General features: G+C 69.7%; 18 protein-coding genes. 9 read left to right on the forward strand and 9 right to left on the reverse strand.

The genetic code is table 11. The features are described from left to right. The first annotated feature begins 77 nt into the window (after window positions 1-77). The 3 genes from MT490_RS00705 (at window position 78) to MT490_RS00715 (ending at window position 2189) form a co-directional block, all read left to right on the forward strand. Window positions 78-746, forward strand: a complete 669-nt coding sequence (locus MT490_RS00705) for an extensin family protein (RefSeq protein WP_297383341.1) — start codon at window positions 78-80, stop codon at window positions 744-746. A gap of 33 nt (window positions 747-779) precedes the next feature. Continuing rightward, window positions 780-1655 (forward strand): LOG family protein, encoded by an 876-nt coding sequence (locus tag MT490_RS00710; RefSeq protein ID WP_297383343.1) that lies wholly within the window; start codon window positions 780-782, stop codon window positions 1653-1655. Between the two features lie 192 nt (window positions 1656-1847). Continuing rightward, a complete protein-coding gene (locus MT490_RS00715; protein WP_297383345.1) occupies window positions 1848-2189 on the forward strand; it encodes a DUF559 domain-containing protein in 342 nt (113 codons plus the stop codon). On the opposite strand, the gene MT490_RS00720 is transcribed toward MT490_RS00715, so the two are convergent. Beyond that, window positions 2186-2857, reverse strand: a complete 672-nt coding sequence (locus MT490_RS00720) for a cytochrome c family protein (RefSeq protein ID WP_297383347.1) — start codon at window positions 2855-2857, stop codon at window positions 2186-2188. The two genes, MT490_RS00715 and MT490_RS00720, sit on opposite strands and share 4 nt — an antisense overlap. A gap of 101 nt (window positions 2858-2958) precedes the next feature. Here MT490_RS00720 and MT490_RS00725 point away from each other — a divergent pair, with 101 nt between their 5' ends. Continuing rightward, on the forward strand, window positions 2959-3849 hold the full coding sequence (locus tag MT490_RS00725; RefSeq protein WP_297383349.1) for a prephenate dehydratase: 891 nt from the start codon (window positions 2959-2961) through the stop codon (window positions 3847-3849). On the opposite strand, the gene nudC is transcribed toward MT490_RS00725, so the two are convergent. The 3 genes from nudC to MT490_RS00740 are packed head-to-tail and all read right to left on the reverse strand — an operon-like array spanning window position 3846 to window position 7040. Further along, window positions 3846-4715: an NAD(+) diphosphatase gene (nudC, locus tag MT490_RS00730; RefSeq protein ID WP_297383351.1), complete on the reverse strand. Its 870-nt coding sequence runs from the start codon at window positions 4713-4715 to the stop codon at window positions 3846-3848. The genes MT490_RS00725 and nudC overlap by 4 nt on opposite strands. Beyond that, a complete protein-coding gene (locus tag MT490_RS00735) occupies window positions 4712-6001 on the reverse strand; it encodes a serine hydrolase domain-containing protein (RefSeq protein WP_297383353.1) in 1290 nt (429 codons plus the stop codon). Before MT490_RS00735 ends, nudC begins: the two co-directional genes overlap by 4 nt. After that, window positions 5994-7040, reverse strand: a complete 1047-nt coding sequence (locus tag MT490_RS00740; RefSeq protein ID WP_297383355.1) for an A/G-specific adenine glycosylase — start codon at window positions 7038-7040, stop codon at window positions 5994-5996. The genes MT490_RS00735 and MT490_RS00740 overlap by 8 nt, the downstream gene beginning before the upstream one ends. Window positions 7041-7068: 28 nt before the next feature. On the opposite strand from MT490_RS00740, the gene MT490_RS00745 reads away from it, so the two are divergent. From MT490_RS00745 to MT490_RS00760, 4 genes are read left to right on the forward strand one after another with little or no spacing between them, the layout of a single operon-like run. After that, window positions 7069-7614 carry a DciA family protein gene (locus MT490_RS00745; RefSeq protein WP_297383357.1) on the forward strand — a complete coding sequence of 182 codons (546 nt, stop codon included), beginning with the start codon at window positions 7069-7071 and terminating at the stop codon, window positions 7612-7614. Continuing rightward, window positions 7614-8318, forward strand: a complete 705-nt coding sequence (locus tag MT490_RS00750) for a thioredoxin domain-containing protein (RefSeq protein ID WP_297383359.1) — start codon at window positions 7614-7616, stop codon at window positions 8316-8318. The genes MT490_RS00745 and MT490_RS00750 overlap by 1 nt, the downstream gene beginning before the upstream one ends. A gap of 29 nt (window positions 8319-8347) precedes the next feature. Next, complete coding sequence (locus MT490_RS00755; RefSeq protein ID WP_297383361.1) at window positions 8348-9088, forward strand: thioredoxin domain-containing protein; 741 nt, start codon at window positions 8348-8350, stop codon at window positions 9086-9088. A 27-nt stretch (window positions 9089-9115) separates the two neighbouring features. Then, the gene (locus MT490_RS00760) at window positions 9116-12523 is read left to right on the forward strand and encodes an AAA family ATPase (protein ID WP_297383363.1); all 3408 of its coding nucleotides are present in this window, start codon (window positions 9116-9118) and stop codon (window positions 12521-12523) included. Window positions 12524-12670: 147 nt separating this feature from the next. Here MT490_RS00760 and MT490_RS00765 read toward each other — a convergent pair whose 3' ends face one another. Genes MT490_RS00765 through MT490_RS00780 form a run of 4 tightly spaced genes read right to left on the reverse strand, consistent with a single transcriptional unit; the run spans window position 12671 to window position 16712 of the window. Next, complete coding sequence (locus MT490_RS00765) at window positions 12671-13675, reverse strand: glycosyltransferase family 4 protein (protein WP_297383365.1); 1005 nt, start codon at window positions 13673-13675, stop codon at window positions 12671-12673. After that, window positions 13672-15240, reverse strand: coding sequence for an alpha-amylase family glycosyl hydrolase (locus tag MT490_RS00770; RefSeq protein ID WP_297383367.1), 1569 nt, complete (start codon window positions 15238-15240; stop codon window positions 13672-13674). The genes MT490_RS00765 and MT490_RS00770 overlap by 4 nt, the downstream gene beginning before the upstream one ends. Before the next feature lie 28 nt (window positions 15241-15268). Next, on the reverse strand, window positions 15269-16384 hold the full coding sequence (locus tag MT490_RS00775; RefSeq protein WP_297383369.1) for a glycosidase: 1116 nt from the start codon (window positions 16382-16384) through the stop codon (window positions 15269-15271). A gap of 34 nt (window positions 16385-16418) precedes the next feature. Beyond that, window positions 16419-16712, reverse strand: a complete 294-nt coding sequence (locus MT490_RS00780) for a chorismate mutase (protein WP_297383371.1) — start codon at window positions 16710-16712, stop codon at window positions 16419-16421. A 74-nt stretch (window positions 16713-16786) separates the two neighbouring features. Between MT490_RS00780 and MT490_RS00785 the strand changes: the two genes are divergently transcribed. Continuing rightward, on the forward strand, window positions 16787-17800 hold the full coding sequence (locus MT490_RS00785) for a polyprenyl synthetase family protein (RefSeq protein WP_297383373.1): 1014 nt from the start codon (window positions 16787-16789) through the stop codon (window positions 17798-17800). 7 nt (window positions 17801-17807) lie between these two features. On the opposite strand, the gene MT490_RS00790 is transcribed toward MT490_RS00785, so the two are convergent. Further along, a complete protein-coding gene (locus tag MT490_RS00790; RefSeq protein WP_297383375.1) occupies window positions 17808-18020 on the reverse strand; it encodes a hypothetical protein in 213 nt (70 codons plus the stop codon). Window positions 18021-18028: the final 8 nt, after the last annotated feature.

An 18028-nucleotide genomic window follows, 5' to 3' on the forward strand; every position in this document is an offset into this window, starting at 1 on the left:
CAGGTCCAGAGTCAAACCGGTACCCGCGTGCGACGGAACACAGCGAATCTTCAGAATCGCCGTGCTATGCCTGCGGTATGCGTCTCGGCATCGTGTTCCTGGCCCTGTTCCTCGCCAGCTGCATCGGCGGCGACGACGACGACCGTCCCGCGCCGATCCGCGAGCGCAAATCGGGGCCGATCACGCTCAACCGCCCCACCCCGCGCGAGACGCAGCAATGCTTCGCCGACCTCTCGCGCGAATCGGTGCGCTATTCGCCGCTGCCCGATCGCGACTTCGGCAGCGGCTGCATCGTCACCGGTGCGGTGGAACTGCTCGACATCGGCGTGCCGGTGACCAACCTCAAATCGATGCGCTGCCCGCTCGCGCGCAGCTTCACGGGATGGGTGCGCTTCGCGGTCGCGCCGGCGGCCAAGCAGATATTGGGTAGCGAGCTGGTGCGCGTCGAGAGCTTCGGCAGCTATTCGTGCCGCGCGATCATCGGGGGCGGCGGGCAATCGGGGGCGCGCATGTCCGAGCACGGGCTGGGCAACGCCGTCGACATCGGCGGATTCGTGCTCGCCGACGGGCGGAAGATCCGCGTCGAGACCGGCTGGCGATCGGACGACCCCGCGGTGCGCGAATTCTTCGAGGTGATCCACAAATCGGCGTGCAAGCGCTTCAGGACGGTGCTCGGCCCCGACTATAACGCCGCGCATTACAACCACCTGCATCTCGACATGGGCCGCGGCCCTTTCTGCGCCTAGGCAAGACCGCACGATCGGCCTAAGCCGGCCCAAATGAGCAACGATACACGCGTCCCGAGCCGCGTCTTCCGCCCCGCGCAGCAGGAAGCCGAGAACGCCAACACCAACAGCGGCACGCCCCAGACCGAGCATCCGGCCTATCGCCTCGCCTTCCAGGACATGGACTTCCTGTTGCGCGAGGATCTGCGCCCGGTGCGCTTCCAGCTCGAGCTGCTCAAGCCACAGTTGATCCTCGACGCCGCCAACATCGCCTCGACGCTGGTCGTCTACGGATCGGCGCGCATCCCGGAACCGGAAAAGGCCCAGGCGCTGCTCGAGCTCGCCGACACGCCCGAGCAGAAGAAGATCGCCGAGCGGCTGATCGAGAAGTCGCATTATTACGACGTCGCGCGCGAACTCGCCCGGCTGGCGAGCAACTTCCCGCTCGACGAGGCGGGCAAGCGCCATTTCGTGGTGTGCTCGGGCGGCGGCCCGTCGATCATGGAGGCCGCCAATCGCGGCGCGCAGGACGTGGGCGCCGAATCGATCGGGCTCAACATCGTGCTGCCGCACGAACAGGCGCCCAACCCCTATGTCACGCCGGGGCTCAGCCTGCAGTTCCACTATTTCGCGCTCAGGAAGATGCACTTCCTGCTCCATGCGCGCGCGGTGGCGGTGTTCCCCGGCGGGTTCGGGACGTTCGACGAGAGCTTCGAGCTGCTGACTTTGATCCAGACCGGCAAGATCGATCCGATCCCGGTGCTGTTCTACGGCAAGGCCTTCTGGCAGCGCGTGGTGAACTTCGAGGCGCTGTGCGAGGAAGGCGTGATCTCCCCGCGCGACCTGGGGCTGTTCCACTTCGTCGAGACCGCCGAGGAAGGCTGGGAGATCGTCCAGGACTTCTGGCGCAACCACAAGGCGAGGGGCTGAACGCTGAGCGCTCGCCCATCCTTCCCTCTCCCATGGGGAGAGGATACCGGAGCTTGGCAGCTTGCTGCCTAGCGGAGGTTGGTGAGGGGTTCCGGGACTATCGAGAGGGCGAAACCCCTCACCCAGCTCCGACTAAGGCTCGGCTTGCGCCGGACCCAAGTCTGCGCAACCCTCTCCCTATGGGAGAGGGGCATGCGGAACCGGCTCGTTCCAGTTGCACGGAAATTGCGGCGCGATCCAACCGGCGCGGAGAAGCGCCTCTGGTACCATCTTCGCAATCGACGACTGAGCGGCTTCAAGTTCCGTCAGCAGGAGCCGCTCGCGGGCCATATCGTCGACTTCCTCTGCGAAGAGGCCAAGCTGATCATCGAAGCCGATGGCGGCCAGCACAGGCCCGAAGCCGACGCGCCGCGCACGCAGCAACTCGAGGCTGCGGGCTACATCGTGCTCCGTTTCTGGAACAACAATATCCTGGGCAACACGCTCGGCGTACTGGCGGAAATCCGCCGCACGCTCGGCGATGCGCGGCCTTAGTGGCCCTTCTTCTCGGCCTGGACCGCCGCCTGGGGATCCTTGGCCGGGGTGCCTTCCGCCGGGGTCGCTTCGTTCGAGACGTTGCCGGTGTCGGCGACATTGGCCTCGGCGGCGTTGTCGGCCGCCGGCTCCTCGCCCGCGGCCGGGGCGGCGGGAAGCGGCAGGTTCGAGCCCTGGCTGTTGAGATAGGCGATCACGTTCGCGCGGTCCTGCGGATTGGCGATGCCCGCGAAGGTCATCTTGGTGCCCGGCGCGTATTTGCGTGGGCTCGTCAGCCACGCGTCGAGCGCGTCGAAGGTCCAGGTGCCCGGCACGCCCTTGAGCGCGTCCGAATAAGCGAAGCCGGCGACATGGCCGTGCGGCTTGCCGACCGTGGCGTAGAGGTTCGGGCCGATGCCCGAAGCGCCGCCCGAGTTGATCGTGTGGCAGGCGGTGCACTGCTTGAACACGTCGGCGCCCTTGGCGACATCGGCGGCGGCGAGACGCACCGCGATCGGCGCGACGGCGGCACCGCCGCCTTCGCCGGCCTCCTCGACGCCCTCGATCGCATAGCCCATCTTCTCGGGGCGTTCCGCGTGGAAGACCATGCCGCTCACGATCGACAGGCCGAGCGCCGCAATGCCGCCCGCCAGTGCCCAACCCGCAATCGTATTGAACCGATCGTCCATCACATGCCCCTAAAGGAAAGTCGTTCGCCCTTTAGGCTGCGGTTTTTGCTATCGCAAGCCGGGGTTGCCGCCGGAAACGCAGACGGCTAGCGCGCGCTTCCATGGAGAATTTCGCAAGCCCGGCGCGGCCGATCGTCGCGGACATGATCGCAAGGGCCTCGGCCGAACCGGGCCGCGCGGTGGCGTTCCAGGGCGCGCCGGGCGCCAATTCGCACATCGCGGTGCGCGAAGCCTTTGCCGACAGGCTTCCCCTGCCCTGCTTCTCGTTCGAGGACGCGATCGACGCAGTGAAGGAAGGCCGCGCCGACCGCGCGATGATCCCGATCGAGAATTCGCTCCACGGCCGCGTCGCCGACATCCATTTCTTGCTGCCCGAATCGGGCCTGGCGATCACCGGCGAGCATTTCCTGCCGATCCGCTACGGGCTGATGGGTGTTGGCGGGCTCGACCAGGTCCGCCAGGCGATGAGCCACCCGCAGGCGCTCGGCCAGTGCCGCCACTGGCTCAAGGCGCGCGGCATCGCGCCGGTGGCCTATCCCGACACGGCGGGCGCGGCGGCGGTGATCGCCGAGATGGCCGACCCCGCGGTCGCCGCGCTCGCCCCGCCGGGAGCGGCCGAGCTCTACGGGCTCGACCTGTTCGAGAGTGACCTCGCCGATGCCGAGCACAATATGACGCGTTTCGTCGTGCTCGCGCGCGAGGCGCTGCCGCTGCCGATCGAGGGGCCGGTGATGACCACTTTCATCTTCGAGGTCCGCAACGTCTCGGCGGCGCTCTACAAGGCGCTGGGCGGCTTCGCGACCAACGGCGTCAACATGACCAAGCTGGAGAGCTACCAGCGCGGCGGCAGCTTCGCGGCGACCGAATTCTACGCCGACATCGTCGGCGGCCCGGGCGATCCCGCGATCGACCGCGCGCTCGAGGAGCTCAAGTTCCATTCGAAATGGATGCGCGTGCTCGGCACCTATCCCCAGGCGCGCGAGCGGCCCTAACCGCCCTCCACCCACGCCGTCAGCAGCGTGTGCGCGATCGCATAAGGCGGGGCGGCGCCGAACGGGGCGTCGGGATCGCGGGCGAGCGCGCGGCGGACCTCGTCGCGGATGAACCAGCGCGCGTCCTCGAGCTCGTGGACGTCGACCGTGATGTCGTCATTCTCGGCCGCGCCGATGCAGGCGATCATCAGCGACGAGGGGAAGGGCCAGGGCTGGCTGGCGACATAGCGCACCGCGCCGACGCGGATGCCCGCCTCCTCGAGCGTCTCGCGGCGCACCGCCTCCTCGATCGACTCGCCGACCTCGAGGAAGCCGGCGAGCGCCGAATAGCGCCCCTGCGGCCAGGGCGGCTGGCGGCCGAGCAGCACCTTGTCGCCATGCTCGGCGAGCATGATCACCACCGGGTCGACGCGCGGGAAATGCTCGGCATGGCAAAAAGGGCAGGTGCGCCCCCAGCCGGCGCGGAAGATCGCGGTGGCGGTGCCGCACACCGCGCAGAAGCCGTGCCGCCCATGCCAGTCGACCAGGCTGCGCGCCGCGGCATAGAGTGCGGCGTCGCCGGCATGGAAGCGATCGAGCATCGCGAACAAGGCGGGCGAGCGGGCTCCGGGGAGCGGCTGCCCGTGCGGCGGCGCGGCGGCGAACAGCGGCACGCCCTCGTCGAAGCCGAGGAACAGCCGCTCGCCCTCGGCCGCGTCGAGCCCGGTCCATATGAGGCGATCGGCTTCGTCGAGCTCGGGGTCGAGGCCGCGCAGAACGAGCAACCGGGCGCGCGGATCGGCCTCGGCAGCACGCAGCAGCTCGGGCTCGTGGCGGACCCGATCGGCACGGTCGAGCGTGCCGCCGGTGAAGCCGGGTGCCCTCACCGCGCGAGATCGGCGTAGACCGCCTGAGACGTCTCGCGCTTGAGCAGCTGCTCGCTGAACGAATTGACCATCATCGTCGCGCGCAGCTTGTGGGCCGGATCGACCCAGCCGATCGATCCCGCCGCGCCGGCCCAGCCGAAAGTGCCCTTGCCCGGGCCGCCGGGCTTGTCGGCGAGATAGACCGAGCCGCCCGCGCCGAAGCCCATCGGCACGCCGCTATCGGCGGTCATGTGCGCGAGCGTCGAGCGGTCGACGGTGGGCGGCAGCAGGTCCGACAGGGCGAGCTTAACCGTCTCGGGCTTGAGCACGCGGGCACCGTCGAGCGTGCCGCCGTTCAGCAGCATGTGGAGGAAGCGGTCATAGTCGTGCGCCGACATGACGAGCCCCGCGCCGCCATAGGGAAAGCTCGGCGGCTGGAGCCAGACCGAGGTGGCGCCCACGTCCGCGGCGACCCTGGGCGAGAGATAGTTGGTGGCGAGGATGCGCGCCTTGTCCTGCGGCACGGTCCAATAGCTGTCGCGCATCTTGAGCGGCGCGAAGATGCGGGTGTTGACGAACTGGTCGAACGGCATGCCGCCCGCGACCTCGATCACCCGGCCGAGCAGGTCGAGGCTGATCGAATAGCTCCATTTGGTGCCCGGATCGGCGATCAGCGGCAGCGTCGCGACCCGGTTGGCGAACTCCTCGAGCGTCTTGGGCCGCGCCGCGCGCATGCCCGGTTCCATCAGCGCGTTGACCTGCGCCGGGTTGATGCCGAGGCGGTTATATTCGTCGAGCAAGGGGCCCTTGGTGACGATGCTGTAGCCGAGCCCGGCGGTGTGGGTGAGCAGGTGGCGCACCGTGATCGGGCGCGTCGCAGGGCGGCTGGTGAGGTCCTTGGCCGGATCGACCAGCACCTTCATGTCCTTGAAGGCGGGTATGAAGTCGCTGATCGGCTGGTCGAGCTTGAGCTTGCCTTCCTCGACCAGGATCATCGCGGCGATGCCGGTGATCGGCTTGGTCATCGAATAGATGCGCCACAGGCTGTCGGCATCGGCGACGGGAGCATCGGGCTCGATGGCGATCCGCCCTTCCGAGGCGATCCGGGTCGGTGCATCGCCGATGCCGGTCACGATCACGATGCCGGGCACCCTGCCCTCGGCGACGACGCGCTTCTCCAGCCGGGCGGTCGCGCTCGTGGCCTGCGCCTGCGCGCCCTGCGACGGCAGCGGCGCCGTCGCCTGCGACCAGGCCGGGCCGGTAAGCGCCAGTGCCGCGATCGATCCGAATATCCGCCAGCTATGCATGCAACCTCCCGAACATCCTTGCCGCCTTGGCGAACACGGTGGGCAGCCCCGCCGCCGCTATCTCGGCGACCGGCCACCATTCGCCCTCCGGCGCGTCTGTGTGCGCTGGGATTGTTGCAGCCGCAAGCGCCACGTCGAGGTTGAAATGGGTGAAGCCATGGCGAACCTGGTCATCGAGCAGGCGCCAGCCGGCCGCGAGCGGCGCGCCGGCCAGCCCCGGCGGCGAATCGCTCCACGGCCCGGTCGGCAAGGCGCGCATGCCGCCGAGCAGGCCCTTGGCCGGGCGGCGGACGAGCAGCACCCGTCCGTCGCGCTCCAGCCAGAACATCGTGCCGTAGCGCTGCGGCTTGGCGGCCTTGGGCGCCTTGACCGGGAAGGTCTCGGGCGCGCCGCCGGCAAGACCATCGCATTGCGCGCGCAAGGGGCAGAGGAGGCAGCGCGGCGCGCGGGCGGTGCAGATGCCCGAACCGAGGTCCATCATCGCCTGGGCGAAGTCCCCTGCCCGCGCATCGGGCGTGATCCTGTCGGTGAGCGCGCGGATCCTGGGTCGCGCGCCGGGCAGCGGCTCCGTCACTGCGAAAAGCCGAGTAACGACGCGCTCGACATTGGCGTCGACCACCACCGCGCGCTGCCCGAAGGCGATCGCCGCGATCGCCGCCGCGGTATAGCCGCCGACGCCGGGCAGGCCGAGCAGTTCGGTCTCGGTTTCGGGGAGGCTCCCGCGCGCCGCGACTTCGCGGGCGCAGGCGAGCAGGTTGCGCGCCCGGGCATAGTAACCGAGCCCGGCCCAGGCGGCCATCAGCTCGGCATCCTCCGCCGCCGCCAACGCCGCGAAGCTCGGCCAACGCGCGGTGAACTTCTCGAAATAGGGGATGACGCTCGCGACCTGGGTCTGCTGGAGCATGACCTCGCTCAGCCAGACGCGATAGGGATCGGGCGCGTTCGCTCCCGGCCGCGCGCGCCACGGCAGGTCGCGGGCATGCGCGTCGTACCAGCGGAGCAAGGGAGCGGCGATTGCGCGAGGGACGTTGTCGGGCACGCCCCGCCTATGGCATGGGTAGGCGGTAATGACGAAGGCCCCTGATAAACCCAAGCGTGCCACCACGCGCCAGCCCAAGCTCGAACCGCAGCGATCGAACCGTGCGCGCGCGGTTTCCGAGCTGCTGCCCGATGTCGGCCGTGCCGCGTTCCGCAAGTTCGGCTTCGTCCAGCATGCGATCGTCAGCCGCTGGGGCGAGATCGTCGGCGAGCGCTATGCCCGCGTCTCGATGCCCGAATCGATCCGCTTCCCGCAGGGCAAGCGCGCCGAGGGCGTGCTGAGCCTCGTCGTCGCCGGCGCCCACGCCCCGATGATGCAGCACATCGCCCCCGAGATCGTCGATCGCGTCAATCGCTTCTTCGGCTATCCCGCCGTGGTCCGCGTCGCGATCCGCCAGGGCGAGATCAAGCGCGTCGCCAAGGCCGCGCCGCCACCGAGCCTCGCGCCGCTCACCGAGGCGATGGGCGACAGCCTGCGCGGCATCGCCGATCCCGAATTGAAGGCCGTGCTCGAATCGCTCGCCGCAGGCGTCGCAGCGGCCGACAAGGGCCTCAAGCTCGGCAGGATCGATTGATGGCGCTCCGCCTGCTTGCCGCCGCATTGCTGCTGATCGTCGGGACCGGCCCGGTCACCGCGCAGCAGGCGCGCCGCGCGACCGCCAACTGGGTGAACCTGGTCGTCAAGACGCCCGAGGGCGGCTTCCGCCAGGGCAATCCCGACGCGCCGATCAAGCTCGTCGAATATGGTTCGCGCACCTGCCCCACCTGCCGCGCATTCGCGGTGGAGGGCGTCGAGCCGCTGCGCCGCGAATGGATCGCGAGCGGCAAGCTGAGCTACGAGTTCCGCGACTATCTGATCCACGGCGTGCCCGATCTCTCGCTCGCCTTGCTCAACCAGTGCGTCGCGCCCGCGCGCTTCTTCCCGGTGCTCGACCAGATGTTCGCCAACCAGCAGGCGTTCGACGCGCCGCTCCACAAACTGATCGAGAGCCAGCCCGAGCAGGTCGAGGCGTGGCAGAACCTGCCCCCGCCCCAGGCCGCGACGAAGTTCGCCGAGGCGCTGGGGATGATCGCCTTCATGAAGGCGCGCGGCCTGCCCGAGGCGCAGGCGCGGCGCTGCCTCGCCAGCCCTGCGCTGATCAAGAGCGTGGCCGATGCCTATGCCGGCGGCGCCAAGGCGGGCGTCCAGGGCACCCCGAGCTTCTTCGTCAACGGCCGCCGCGTGCGCGCCTTCACCTGGGACCAACTTCAGCCCGAGCTCCGCGCCGCGGACAGCTGAGCGACCATTTCTCTCGGAGACCAACGACCATGCGTTTCGCCCTCGCTTTCCTTCCGCTTCTTGCGCTCGCAGCTTGTGGCGGCGGCACCGAGAACGCCTCCGCGCCGGTGACGTCGACCACCCCGGTGGCGGCGGCCACGCCTCCCGCGGGCAAGCAATGGGTCGATGTGGTCGCCAAGACCCCCGAGGGTGGCTTCCGCCAGGGCAATCCCAATGCGCCGATCCAGTTGGTCGAATATGGCTCGCGCACCTGCCCCACCTGCGGCCGCTTCGCTGCGGAGGGTGTCGAGCCGCTGCGCCAGAAATACGTCTCGACCGGCAAGGTGAGCTACGAGTTCCGCGACTTCCCGCTCCACGGCGCGCCCGATCTCGCGCTGGCGCTGCTCAATCAATGCGTCGGCACCGACGCCTTCTTCCCGATGCTCGACCAGATGTTCGCCAACCAGGTAGCCTTCGGCGAGAAGCTGAATGCGCTGCCCGAAGGGTTCCAGCAGCAGCTCCAGACGATGACGCCGCCCCAGGCCGCAGCCGCGATCGCCGACGCGATGGGCGCGGTCGAGTTCGCCAAGCAGCGCGGCGTGCCCGAGGCGAAGGCCCGCCAGTGCCTTGCGGACCAGGCCGTGATCAAGAGCATCGCCGACGTCATGGCCGATGCCTCCAACAATCGCGGCGTGCAGGGGACGCCGACCTTCTTCATCAACGGCAAGCAGGTCGACGCGGCGATGTGGTCGCAGGTCGAGACGGCGCTGCAGGCGGCGGGGGCCCGCTAAGGCCGACAAACACGGGGGACGGCAGGCATGCAGATCAAGAGGCTGCGACTGACGGGCTTCAAGAGCTTCGTCGATCCGGCCGATCTGCGCATCGAACCCGGCCTCACCGGGATCGTCGGCCCCAACGGGTGCGGCAAGTCCAACCTGCTCGAGGCGCTGCGCTGGGCGATGGGCGAGAACAGCGCCAAGTCGATGCGCGGCGCCGGCATGGAAGACGTGATCTTCGCCGGCACCGCGACGCGGCCCGCGCGCGACTTCGCCGAAGTCTCGATCCTCGCCGAGCAGGTGGGCGAGGAGGATGAGCTCGAGGTCGTCCGCCGGATCGAGCGCGGCGCCGGCTCGGCATACCGGATCAACGGCCGCGACGTCCGCGCCAAGGACGTCGCCCTGGTCTTCGCCGATTCGGCGACCGGCGCGCATTCGCCGGCCCTGGTCAGCCAGGGGCGGATCGGCGCGATCATCTCGGCCAAGCCGGGCGAGCGCCGCGCGATGCTCGAAGAGGCGGCGGGGATCGCGGGCTTGCATGTCCGCCGTCGCGACGCCGAGCAGAAACTGCGCGCGACCGAGGCCAATCTCACTCGGCTCGACGAAGTCATCGGCGACCAGGAATCGCGCGCGGCGGCGCTCAAGCGTCAGGCGCGACAGGCCGAGCGCTATCGCGAGCTTTCCGAGCGGATCCGCGTCGCCGAGGCACGGATGATCTTCGCGCGCTGGCGCGATGCCGCCGAAGCCGCCGACGCGGCGAAGAAGGAGGCGGCCGCCGCCGAGGCGCTGGTCGCCCAGCGCGCGCAGGCGCACGACGCCGCCGCCGCGCGCCAGCAGGCCGCCGCCGAGGCGCTCGCCGGGGTGCGCGCCGATGCGCTGAGCGTCCGCGACCGCGCGACCGAGGCGATGCACCGGCTGGCGACCTTGCGCAGCGAGCGCGCCGCGGTCGAGCGCCGCATCGTCGAGCTGCGCGATGCGGGGACGCGGCTGGCCGAGGATCGAGGGCGCGAGGGCGCGCTGGCGCACGACGCCGCCGAGGCGCTGGCCCGGCTCGCGGACGAAGCCAAGGCGCTCGAGACGCGGATCGCCGACGCAGGCGCGCGGATGCCGACGCTCGATACGGCGCTGGCCGATGCCGAGCGCGCCGCGCGCGATGCCGAGGTCGCGCTGGCCCAGGCGCTCGCGGCGCAGGCGAGCGAGGCCGCCGATGCACGCGTCGCCGAGGCCGCCCTGGCCGCCGCGCGCACCCGCGCCGAGCGGGCGGCACGCGATCAGGCGCGGATCGATGCCGAGATCCGCGCGCTGGGCGATGCCGAGCCGCTCAAGGCGGAGAAGGCGCGCGCCGCCGAGGCGCGGGCCCAGGCGCTGCGCCGGGCCGAGACCGCGCGCGCCGGGCTCGCCCGCGCCGATGCGAGCGAGCGCGGCGCGATCGAATCGCGCGACCGCGCCCAGTCCGCGCGCGCCGCCGCGCATGCCGAGCTCGCCCAGCTCGACAGCGAAGCCGCCGCGCTCGCCAAGGCGACGCGCCCCTCGGGCAAGGACCGGCTGCTCGATCGGCTCAAGGTCGATGCCGGCTATGAGCGCGCGCTTGCCGCGGCGCTGGGCGACGATCTCGAGGCCGGGCTCGATACGAGCGCCGAGCGCTATTGGGCGGGGGCGGAACCGCTCCCCGGCGATCCGGGCGCTCCGGCGGGGACGACGCCGCTGAGCGGCCATGTCGCGGCGCCGGCGGGGCTGGCGCGCCGCTTGGCCCAGGTGCTGGTGGCGGAGAGCGATACCGGGCAGCCGCTCGCGGTGGGGCAGAGGCTGGTGACGCTGGCGGGGGTCCTCCGGCGCTGGGACGGCTATGTCGCCAGGTCGGGCGGCGCCGCGGCGGCCGAGCGGCTCGAGCGCGTCAACCGGCTGGCGGCGATCGAGAAGGCGCGGCCCGCGGCGGTGCGCGCGGTCGAATCGGCCGACGCGGAATTGTCGCGGATCGACGAGACGATCGCCGAGGCGCGCCGCGCCGCCGCGGATTGCCGCCGCATGCTCGACCATGCCGAGAATGCCGGGCGCGAGGCCGGGCGCGCCGAGGATCGCGCGACCGCGCAGCTCGAGCGGCTCGAATCGCAGCGCGCCGACCTGGAATCGCGCCGCGACCGCATCGCCGCCGAGCAGGACGAAGCGGCGGGCGAGCTCGCCCGCGCCGAGGCCGCCAAGGCCGCGCTCCCCGACGGTTCGGCCACCCGGGCGCGCGTTTCCGCGCTGTCGTCGGAGGCCGAGGTGCGCCGCGCCGCCGCCGCCAATGCGCGCAGCGAGCGCGGGACGCTGGAGCGCGAGATCGGCCAGGCACGCGAGCGGCTTGCCGCGGCCAATGCCGAAAGTCGCAGCTGGAAGTCGCGCGCGGGCGAGGCGGCGCGGCGCTCGGCCGAGATGGAGAAGCGCGCCGCCGAACTCGCCGAGGAGAGCATGACGTTCGCGGCGCGCCCCGCCGAGCTCGACGCCGCGGTCGCCGAAGCCGAGGCGGCGACCGAGGCGGCGCGCGCCGAATCGGCCGCCGCACAGGCCGCCGAGCGCGAGGCCGAGGCGGCGCTCCGCGCGACCGAGGGCGCCGTCCGCGCCGCCAATGAGGGCCTGGCCGAAGCCCGCGAGGCACGCGCCGGCGCGACCGCGCGCGCGGAGAACCAGGAGGCGCGGCGGATCGAGATGGGGCGCCTCTCGGGCGAGCGCTTCGAATGCCCGCCGCCCTTACTGCCCCAGAAGGCCGGATTCGAGGCGGAGAGCGTGCGCAGCCCGCAGGACGAATCCGCCGCCCATGAGAAGCTCAATGTCGAGCGCGAGCGGATCGGGCCGGTCAACCTGGTCGCCGAGGCCGAATTGGCCGAGCTCGAGGCGGCGTTCACCAGCAACGCGCAGGAGCGCGACGAGCTGGCCCAGGCGGTCAACCGCCTCCGCGGTTCGATCGGCACGCTCAACCGCGAGGGGCGCCAGCGGCTGCTCGCCGCGTTCGAAGCGGTCGACCTGCATTTCCGGCGATTGTTCTCCACGTTGTTCAACGGCGGGCAGGCGCATCTCGAGCTGGTTGATTCGGACGATCCGCTCGAGGCGGGGCTCGAGATCATGGCGCAGCCGCCGGGCAAGCGGCTCCAGTCGCTCACCTTGCTTTCGGGCGGCGAGCAGGCGCTGACCGCGGTGGCGCTGATCTTCGCGCTGTTCCTGACCAACCCGGCGCCGATCTGCGTGCTCGACGAAGTCGATGCGCCACTCGACGACGCCAATATCGAGCGCTTCTGCGACCTGCTCGAAGCGATGACCCGCGAGACCGCGACGCGCTATCTGATCGTCACCCACAATGCCGCGACGATGAGCCGGATGCACCGGCTGTTCGGCGTGACGATGGTCGAGCGCGGGGTGAGCCGGCTGGTGTCGGTCGATCTGGGCGGCGCGGAGACGCTGTTGGCGGCGGAGTGACAATCTCCTTCTCCCCTTGTGGGAGAAGGAAGGGGCCCGCTGCGAAGCAGGGGGAAGGATGAGGGGGACGTCCCTCGAGACACACTCCCCCTCACCCTTCCGCCGATTTCATCGGCTCCCTCCCTCTCCCACAAGGGGAGAGGGAATTCAGGACAGGATCTGCTCGTACAGCGCGACATATTTGTCGGCCATCGCCTCGACCGAGAAATGCGCTTCGACATGGGCGCGGCAGGCGGCGCGGTCGATGGCTTCCACCTCCGCCAGCGCGGCGATCGCCTCGCCGGTCGAGCGGACGAGGATGCCTGTCCCCGGCGCGACGAGCTCGGGCATGCTGCCGCGATCCATAGCGATCACCGGGGTGCCGCAGGCCATCGCCTCGATCACCGAAAGGCCGAAGGGCTCGTCGAAATTGATCAGGTGGAGCAGGGCCTTGGCCTTGCCGAGCGCGCGCAGCCGCGCCTCGCCGCCGACCGGGCCGAGATAGCGGATCCGCTCGCCATCGACATGCGGCATCACCTCGCGGTCGAAATAGCCCTGGTCCTGGACGATCCCGTAGAGATCGAGTCGGCGGCCAGTGGAAAGCGCGACCTGGATCGCCTCGGCGGCGCCCTTGTCGGGGTGCATGCGGCCGAAGAAGAGCAGGTCGTCGCTCCCTTCCGCGTCGAACGGGAATTCGTCGAGGCGGATGCCGTGGTGGATCGTCGCGGCGTAGCGGAGCGAGGGGTGCCGATCGGCCGCGCTGATCGCGACGAAATGGACGCGGTCCTCGAACGGCTTGTACATCGGCAGGATGCGATCCGACGAAAAGCCGTGGATCGTGGTGACCATCGGCGTCGGGACCAGGGGCGCGAAGGCATGGGCGGGGAAATCGGCCTGGTTGTGGATCAGGTCGAATTCGCCCGCGCGCGCGAAGACATGGCTGAGATGGCGATACTCCCAGACCTTGGCGTCGATCGCGGTGTCTTCCTCATAGCCGCGCGGCACCACTCCGGCGAGCGTGCCCGCGGTGACCGAATCCTGCGTGGCGAACAGAGTCACGTCGATCCCGCGCGCGACGAGCGCCTCGGTGAGCAGGCTGGTGACCAGCTCCCAGGGACCGTAATGACGCGGCGGCGTGCGCCAGGCGATCGGCGCCAGCATCGCGATCCTCATCCGAGCACATATCCCTCGTTCGGGCCGAGCAGCGCCGGATCGCCGCCGGTGCCGGTGGTCAGCAGCACTTCCAGCCCCTCGGCCCATTCGGGGATCGCGAAGCTCTCGGGCGCGTCGCCGAGATTGAGCACCACCAGCAGCCGTTCGTCGCGGTGGCGCCGCTCATAGGCGAGCAGGTTTCCGGCGCATTCGACCGGCAGCCAGTCGCCGATCGACAGCGCCGCGCGTGATCGGCGGAGCGCGAGCAGGTCATGGTAGAGCCGCCACATCGAGCGCGGATCCTCGCGCTGCTCGGCGACGTTGCGGTTCGCCCAGTCCGCGTGGAGCGGAAGCCAGGGCGTTGCCGTCGAGAAGCCGGCATTGGCGCTCGAATCCCACGCCATCGGCGTGCGCACCGGATCGCGGCCGAGCCCGATGCCGGGCTCGCGGAGCTCGCGCGGATCCTGGACCTGATCGCGGGGGATCGCGACGTCCTCCATGCCGATCTCGTCGCCATAATAGATGGTGGGCGTGCCGCGGAGCGTGAGCAGCAGCATCGCGGCGACGCGGGCCTGCCCTGCGCCGAAGCGCGTGGCGGCGCGGGGGCGATCATGGTTGCCGAGCACCCAATTGGGCCAGCCGCCCGCCGGCAGCGCGGCTTCGTAATCGGCGATCAGCCCGGCGAGGCCGCGCGCGTCCCAGAGCGCCTCGATCAGCTGGAAGTTGAAGGGCAGGTGCACCCCCGGCTCACCCTCGCCATAATAACGCATCAGCCGTTCGACCGGCAGGTAGATCTCGCCGACCAGCACGCGCTCGGGATAATCGTCCGCCACGCGGCGCATGTCGGCGGCGATGCCATGGACCTCGGGCTGGTCGGTCGAATGGAGCTGGAGGACGCGGTGCATCTCGCCCATCGCGGGGGTGAAGGCGGGGTTGGCCGGATTGTCGGGGAAGTCGGCGTGCTTGATCATGTGCCACAGCACGTCGATCCGGAAGCCGTCGACCCCGCGATCGAACCAGAAGCGCAACACGTCGAGCATCGCCTGGCGGAGCTCGGGATTGCGCCAGTTGAGGTCGGGCTGCTCCTTGAGGAAGGCATGGTAATAATATTGGCCGGTGGCCGCGTCCCACTCCCAGGCGGGGCCGCCGAAATCGCTGATCCAGTTGTTGGGCGGGCCGCCGTCCGGACCCGGATCGCGCCAGATGTACCAGTCGCGCCTGGGACTGTCGTGCGAGGCGCGGCTCTCGAGGAACCAGGGATGTTCGCTCGAGCTGTGGTTGGGGACGAAATCGAGCAGCAGCTTGAGCCCGCGATCGTGCGCGGCCTTCAGCAGCGAATCGAAATCGTCGAGCGTGCCGAAGCGCGGGTCGATGCCGGTGTAATCGGCCACGTCGTAGCCGAAATCGGCTTGTGGGCTGGGATAGATGGGCGAGATCCAGATCGCGTCGACGCCGAGCGCTACGAGGTCGTCGAGACGGGACTCCACGCCCTTGAGGTCGCCGATCCCGTCATGGTTCGAATCCTGGAAGGAGCGCGGATAGATCTGGTAGATCGCGCCCTTCTGCCACCAGAGCGGTTCGGTCATTGCGCATTCTCCACATCCCGTTCGCCCTTCACCGGAACCGCTCCTTCGCGATGTGCGTGATCCGGCAGGCCAAGTCGGCCTCGCCGTTCGCGACGATGTAGTGGTCCCCCGCATCGGCCACGCCCGTGGTGAACACCACCGGGGTGGGCAGGTACATCTGGTGCGCGATGTCGGCAGTGAGCGCAGGGTTGGCCTCGAGCAGCGGGACCTGGTCCTCGAGCCGCAGGATCTTCGAGGGATCGTCCTTGTCGAGCAGCGCCCAGAAGCTGCGATAGATGCCCACCGCGCCCAGTTTCTCGACGCCGTGATAGATCAGCATCCAGCCCTCGGGCGTGAGCACCGGCTGGCTGCCCCCGCCAATCCGCTGCGTGGAGCTGGTGCCCTTGCGCGCGCGGATGCCCGGCATATCGAGTGGCTTCCAGTGCAGTCCGTCGGGCGATTGCGCCATGTTGATCGAGGGGCCGCCGAGCCACGGGCTGTCCTCGGGCCAGGCGAAATAGCATTCGCCCAGGGGACGGGTGAGCGCCATGAACTTGCCGCCGATCTTCCCCTCGAACAGGATCATGTCCTTGTTCTGATGGTCCAGCACGACGCCGAGCAGGTCGTAGTCGAGCCCGTTGGCCGAGCGGTACATCGCAGTGCAGTGGCGTTCGGCCGAGACGCCGCAGACGGTCATCCAGTACGCGTCGCCTACTTTGGTGATCCGCGCATCCTCGACGCCGTAGTCCATATAGCTGGCGGAGGGCTCGATCGCCTTGTCATAGTGGATCGCAACGATCGTACACCCCTCGGCATCGAGCTCGACCGGGAGCAGCCACGACAGCGAAGTGAGGCCGAGCAGCCGCGGGTTGCGATCCTTGAGCGCGAACTGGCGCGGATCGTCCATGTCGATCTGATGGACGGAGTGGCGATCGAGCACATAGCCCCCGGGCGTCCAGCGGACGGCGCGTGCGCTATCGGTGTGGACGGGATCGCGCAGCGCCTCGGCGACCCGGACCATCAGCAGCAGATTCCCGTTCGGCAGCCGAGTGAAGCCGGGATTGAATGCGCCCAGCACATGGGTGGGCTCGTCGACGCCGTGACGCAGCGGCGAGCGGGTCAGGTCGACGTCGTCGGGGCGGAAGATCAGATAGTCGTCGGACACCGTCGCTCCCCTCGGTTATCTGACCCGAACGGAGCTATCGCACTCCTGTTCCGCCCTGCAGCCGTTCGTGGTGGCGGATCACCTCGTCGATGATGAAGCGCAGGAACTTCTCGGAGAATTCGGGGTCGAGGTCCGCGTCCTTGGCGAGTGCGCGCAGCCGGGCGATCTGCGCTTCCTCGCGGCTGGGATCGGCGGGGGGCAGGCCATGGGTGGCCTTGTAGGCGCCCACCGCCTGGGTGACCTTGAAGCGCTCGGCGAGCATGTGGATCAGCGCGGCATCGATATTGTCGATGCTCTGGCGATAGCGATTGAGCGTCTCGTCGGGCATGGCGCCCTCTTTTGCTCGGGCCGCGCCGCTACGCAAGCCTTGCCTTTGGCGCCGTCACGCGCCAGAGCCCGCCCATGAGCGCCACCATCCATCGCTTGGGAGCCCGCCCCGAGCCTTCGCTGGAACCGATGCTGCAGCTGGTCGCGCACGACCTCAACCTGGTGAACGCGGTCATCCTCGATCGCATGCAGTCGAACATCCCGCTCATCCCCGAGCTCGCCGGACATTTGATCGCGGGCGGCGGCAAGCGGATGCGGCCGATGCTCACGCTCGCGAGCGCGCAACTGCTCGGCTATTCGGGGACGCGCCACCACCGCCTCGCCGCGGCGGTCGAGTTCATCCACACCGCGACCCTGCTCCACGACGACGTGGTCGATTCGTCGGACCTGCGCCGCGGCCGCCGTACCGCGAACATCATCTGGGGCAATCCGGCGAGCGTGCTGGTCGGCGACTTCCTGTTCTCGCGCTCCTTCGAGCTGATGGTCGAGGACGGCAGCCTCAAGGTGCTCAAGATCCTGTCGAACGCCAGCGCGGTGATCGCGGAGGGCGAGGTCAACCAGCTCACCGCGGTGCGCCGGCTCGACATCTCCGAGGAGCGCTATCTCGACATCATCGGCGCCAAGACCGCCGCGCTCTTCGCCGCCGCCTGCCGCATCGCCGCGGTGGTCGCCGAACGCAGCGAGGCCGAGGAGGCCGCGCTCGACGCCTATGGCCGCAACCTCGGCATCGCGTTCCAGCTGGTCGACGACGCGATCGACTATGTTTCGGACGCCTCGACCATGGGCAAGGATGCGGGCGACGATTTCCGCGAGGGCAAGATGACGCTGCCGGTCATCCTTGCCTATGCCCGCGGCGACGAGGCGGCGCGCAATTTCTGGAAGGACGCGATCGGCGGGCGGCGCACGTCGGACGCCGACTTCGCCGAGGCGATCGCATTGGTCCGCGCCAGCCGCTCGGTCGACGATACGCTGGCGCGCGCGCGCCACTACGGGCAGCGGGCGATCGATGCGCTGGGCGGCTTCGCGCCGGGCGCGGCCAAGGATGCGATGGTCGAGGCAGTCGAGTTCGCGGTCGCCCGCGCCTATTGAGCCCCGCTCACTCCTCTTCCTCCACCTCGTCATCGTCGTCGACGCCGAGCATGTCCTCTTCGTCGCTGTCGAGCTGCTCCTCGATTGCCTCGACAATCAGGTCCAGCTGCTCGTAGCTGGCGCTGAACTCCAGCGTCTCGCCGTCCTCGTCCTCGAGGTGCAGCGTGTAATCGCCTTTCACGTCGGGAGTGATCGTGAACTGTGCCAGGGTCCTTGCCATGTCTCGTG

Origin of the sequence: Sphingomonas sp. (assembly GCF_026460985.1) — a bacterium.
Lineage (GTDB): Bacteria > Pseudomonadota > Alphaproteobacteria > Sphingomonadales > Sphingomonadaceae > Sphingomonas.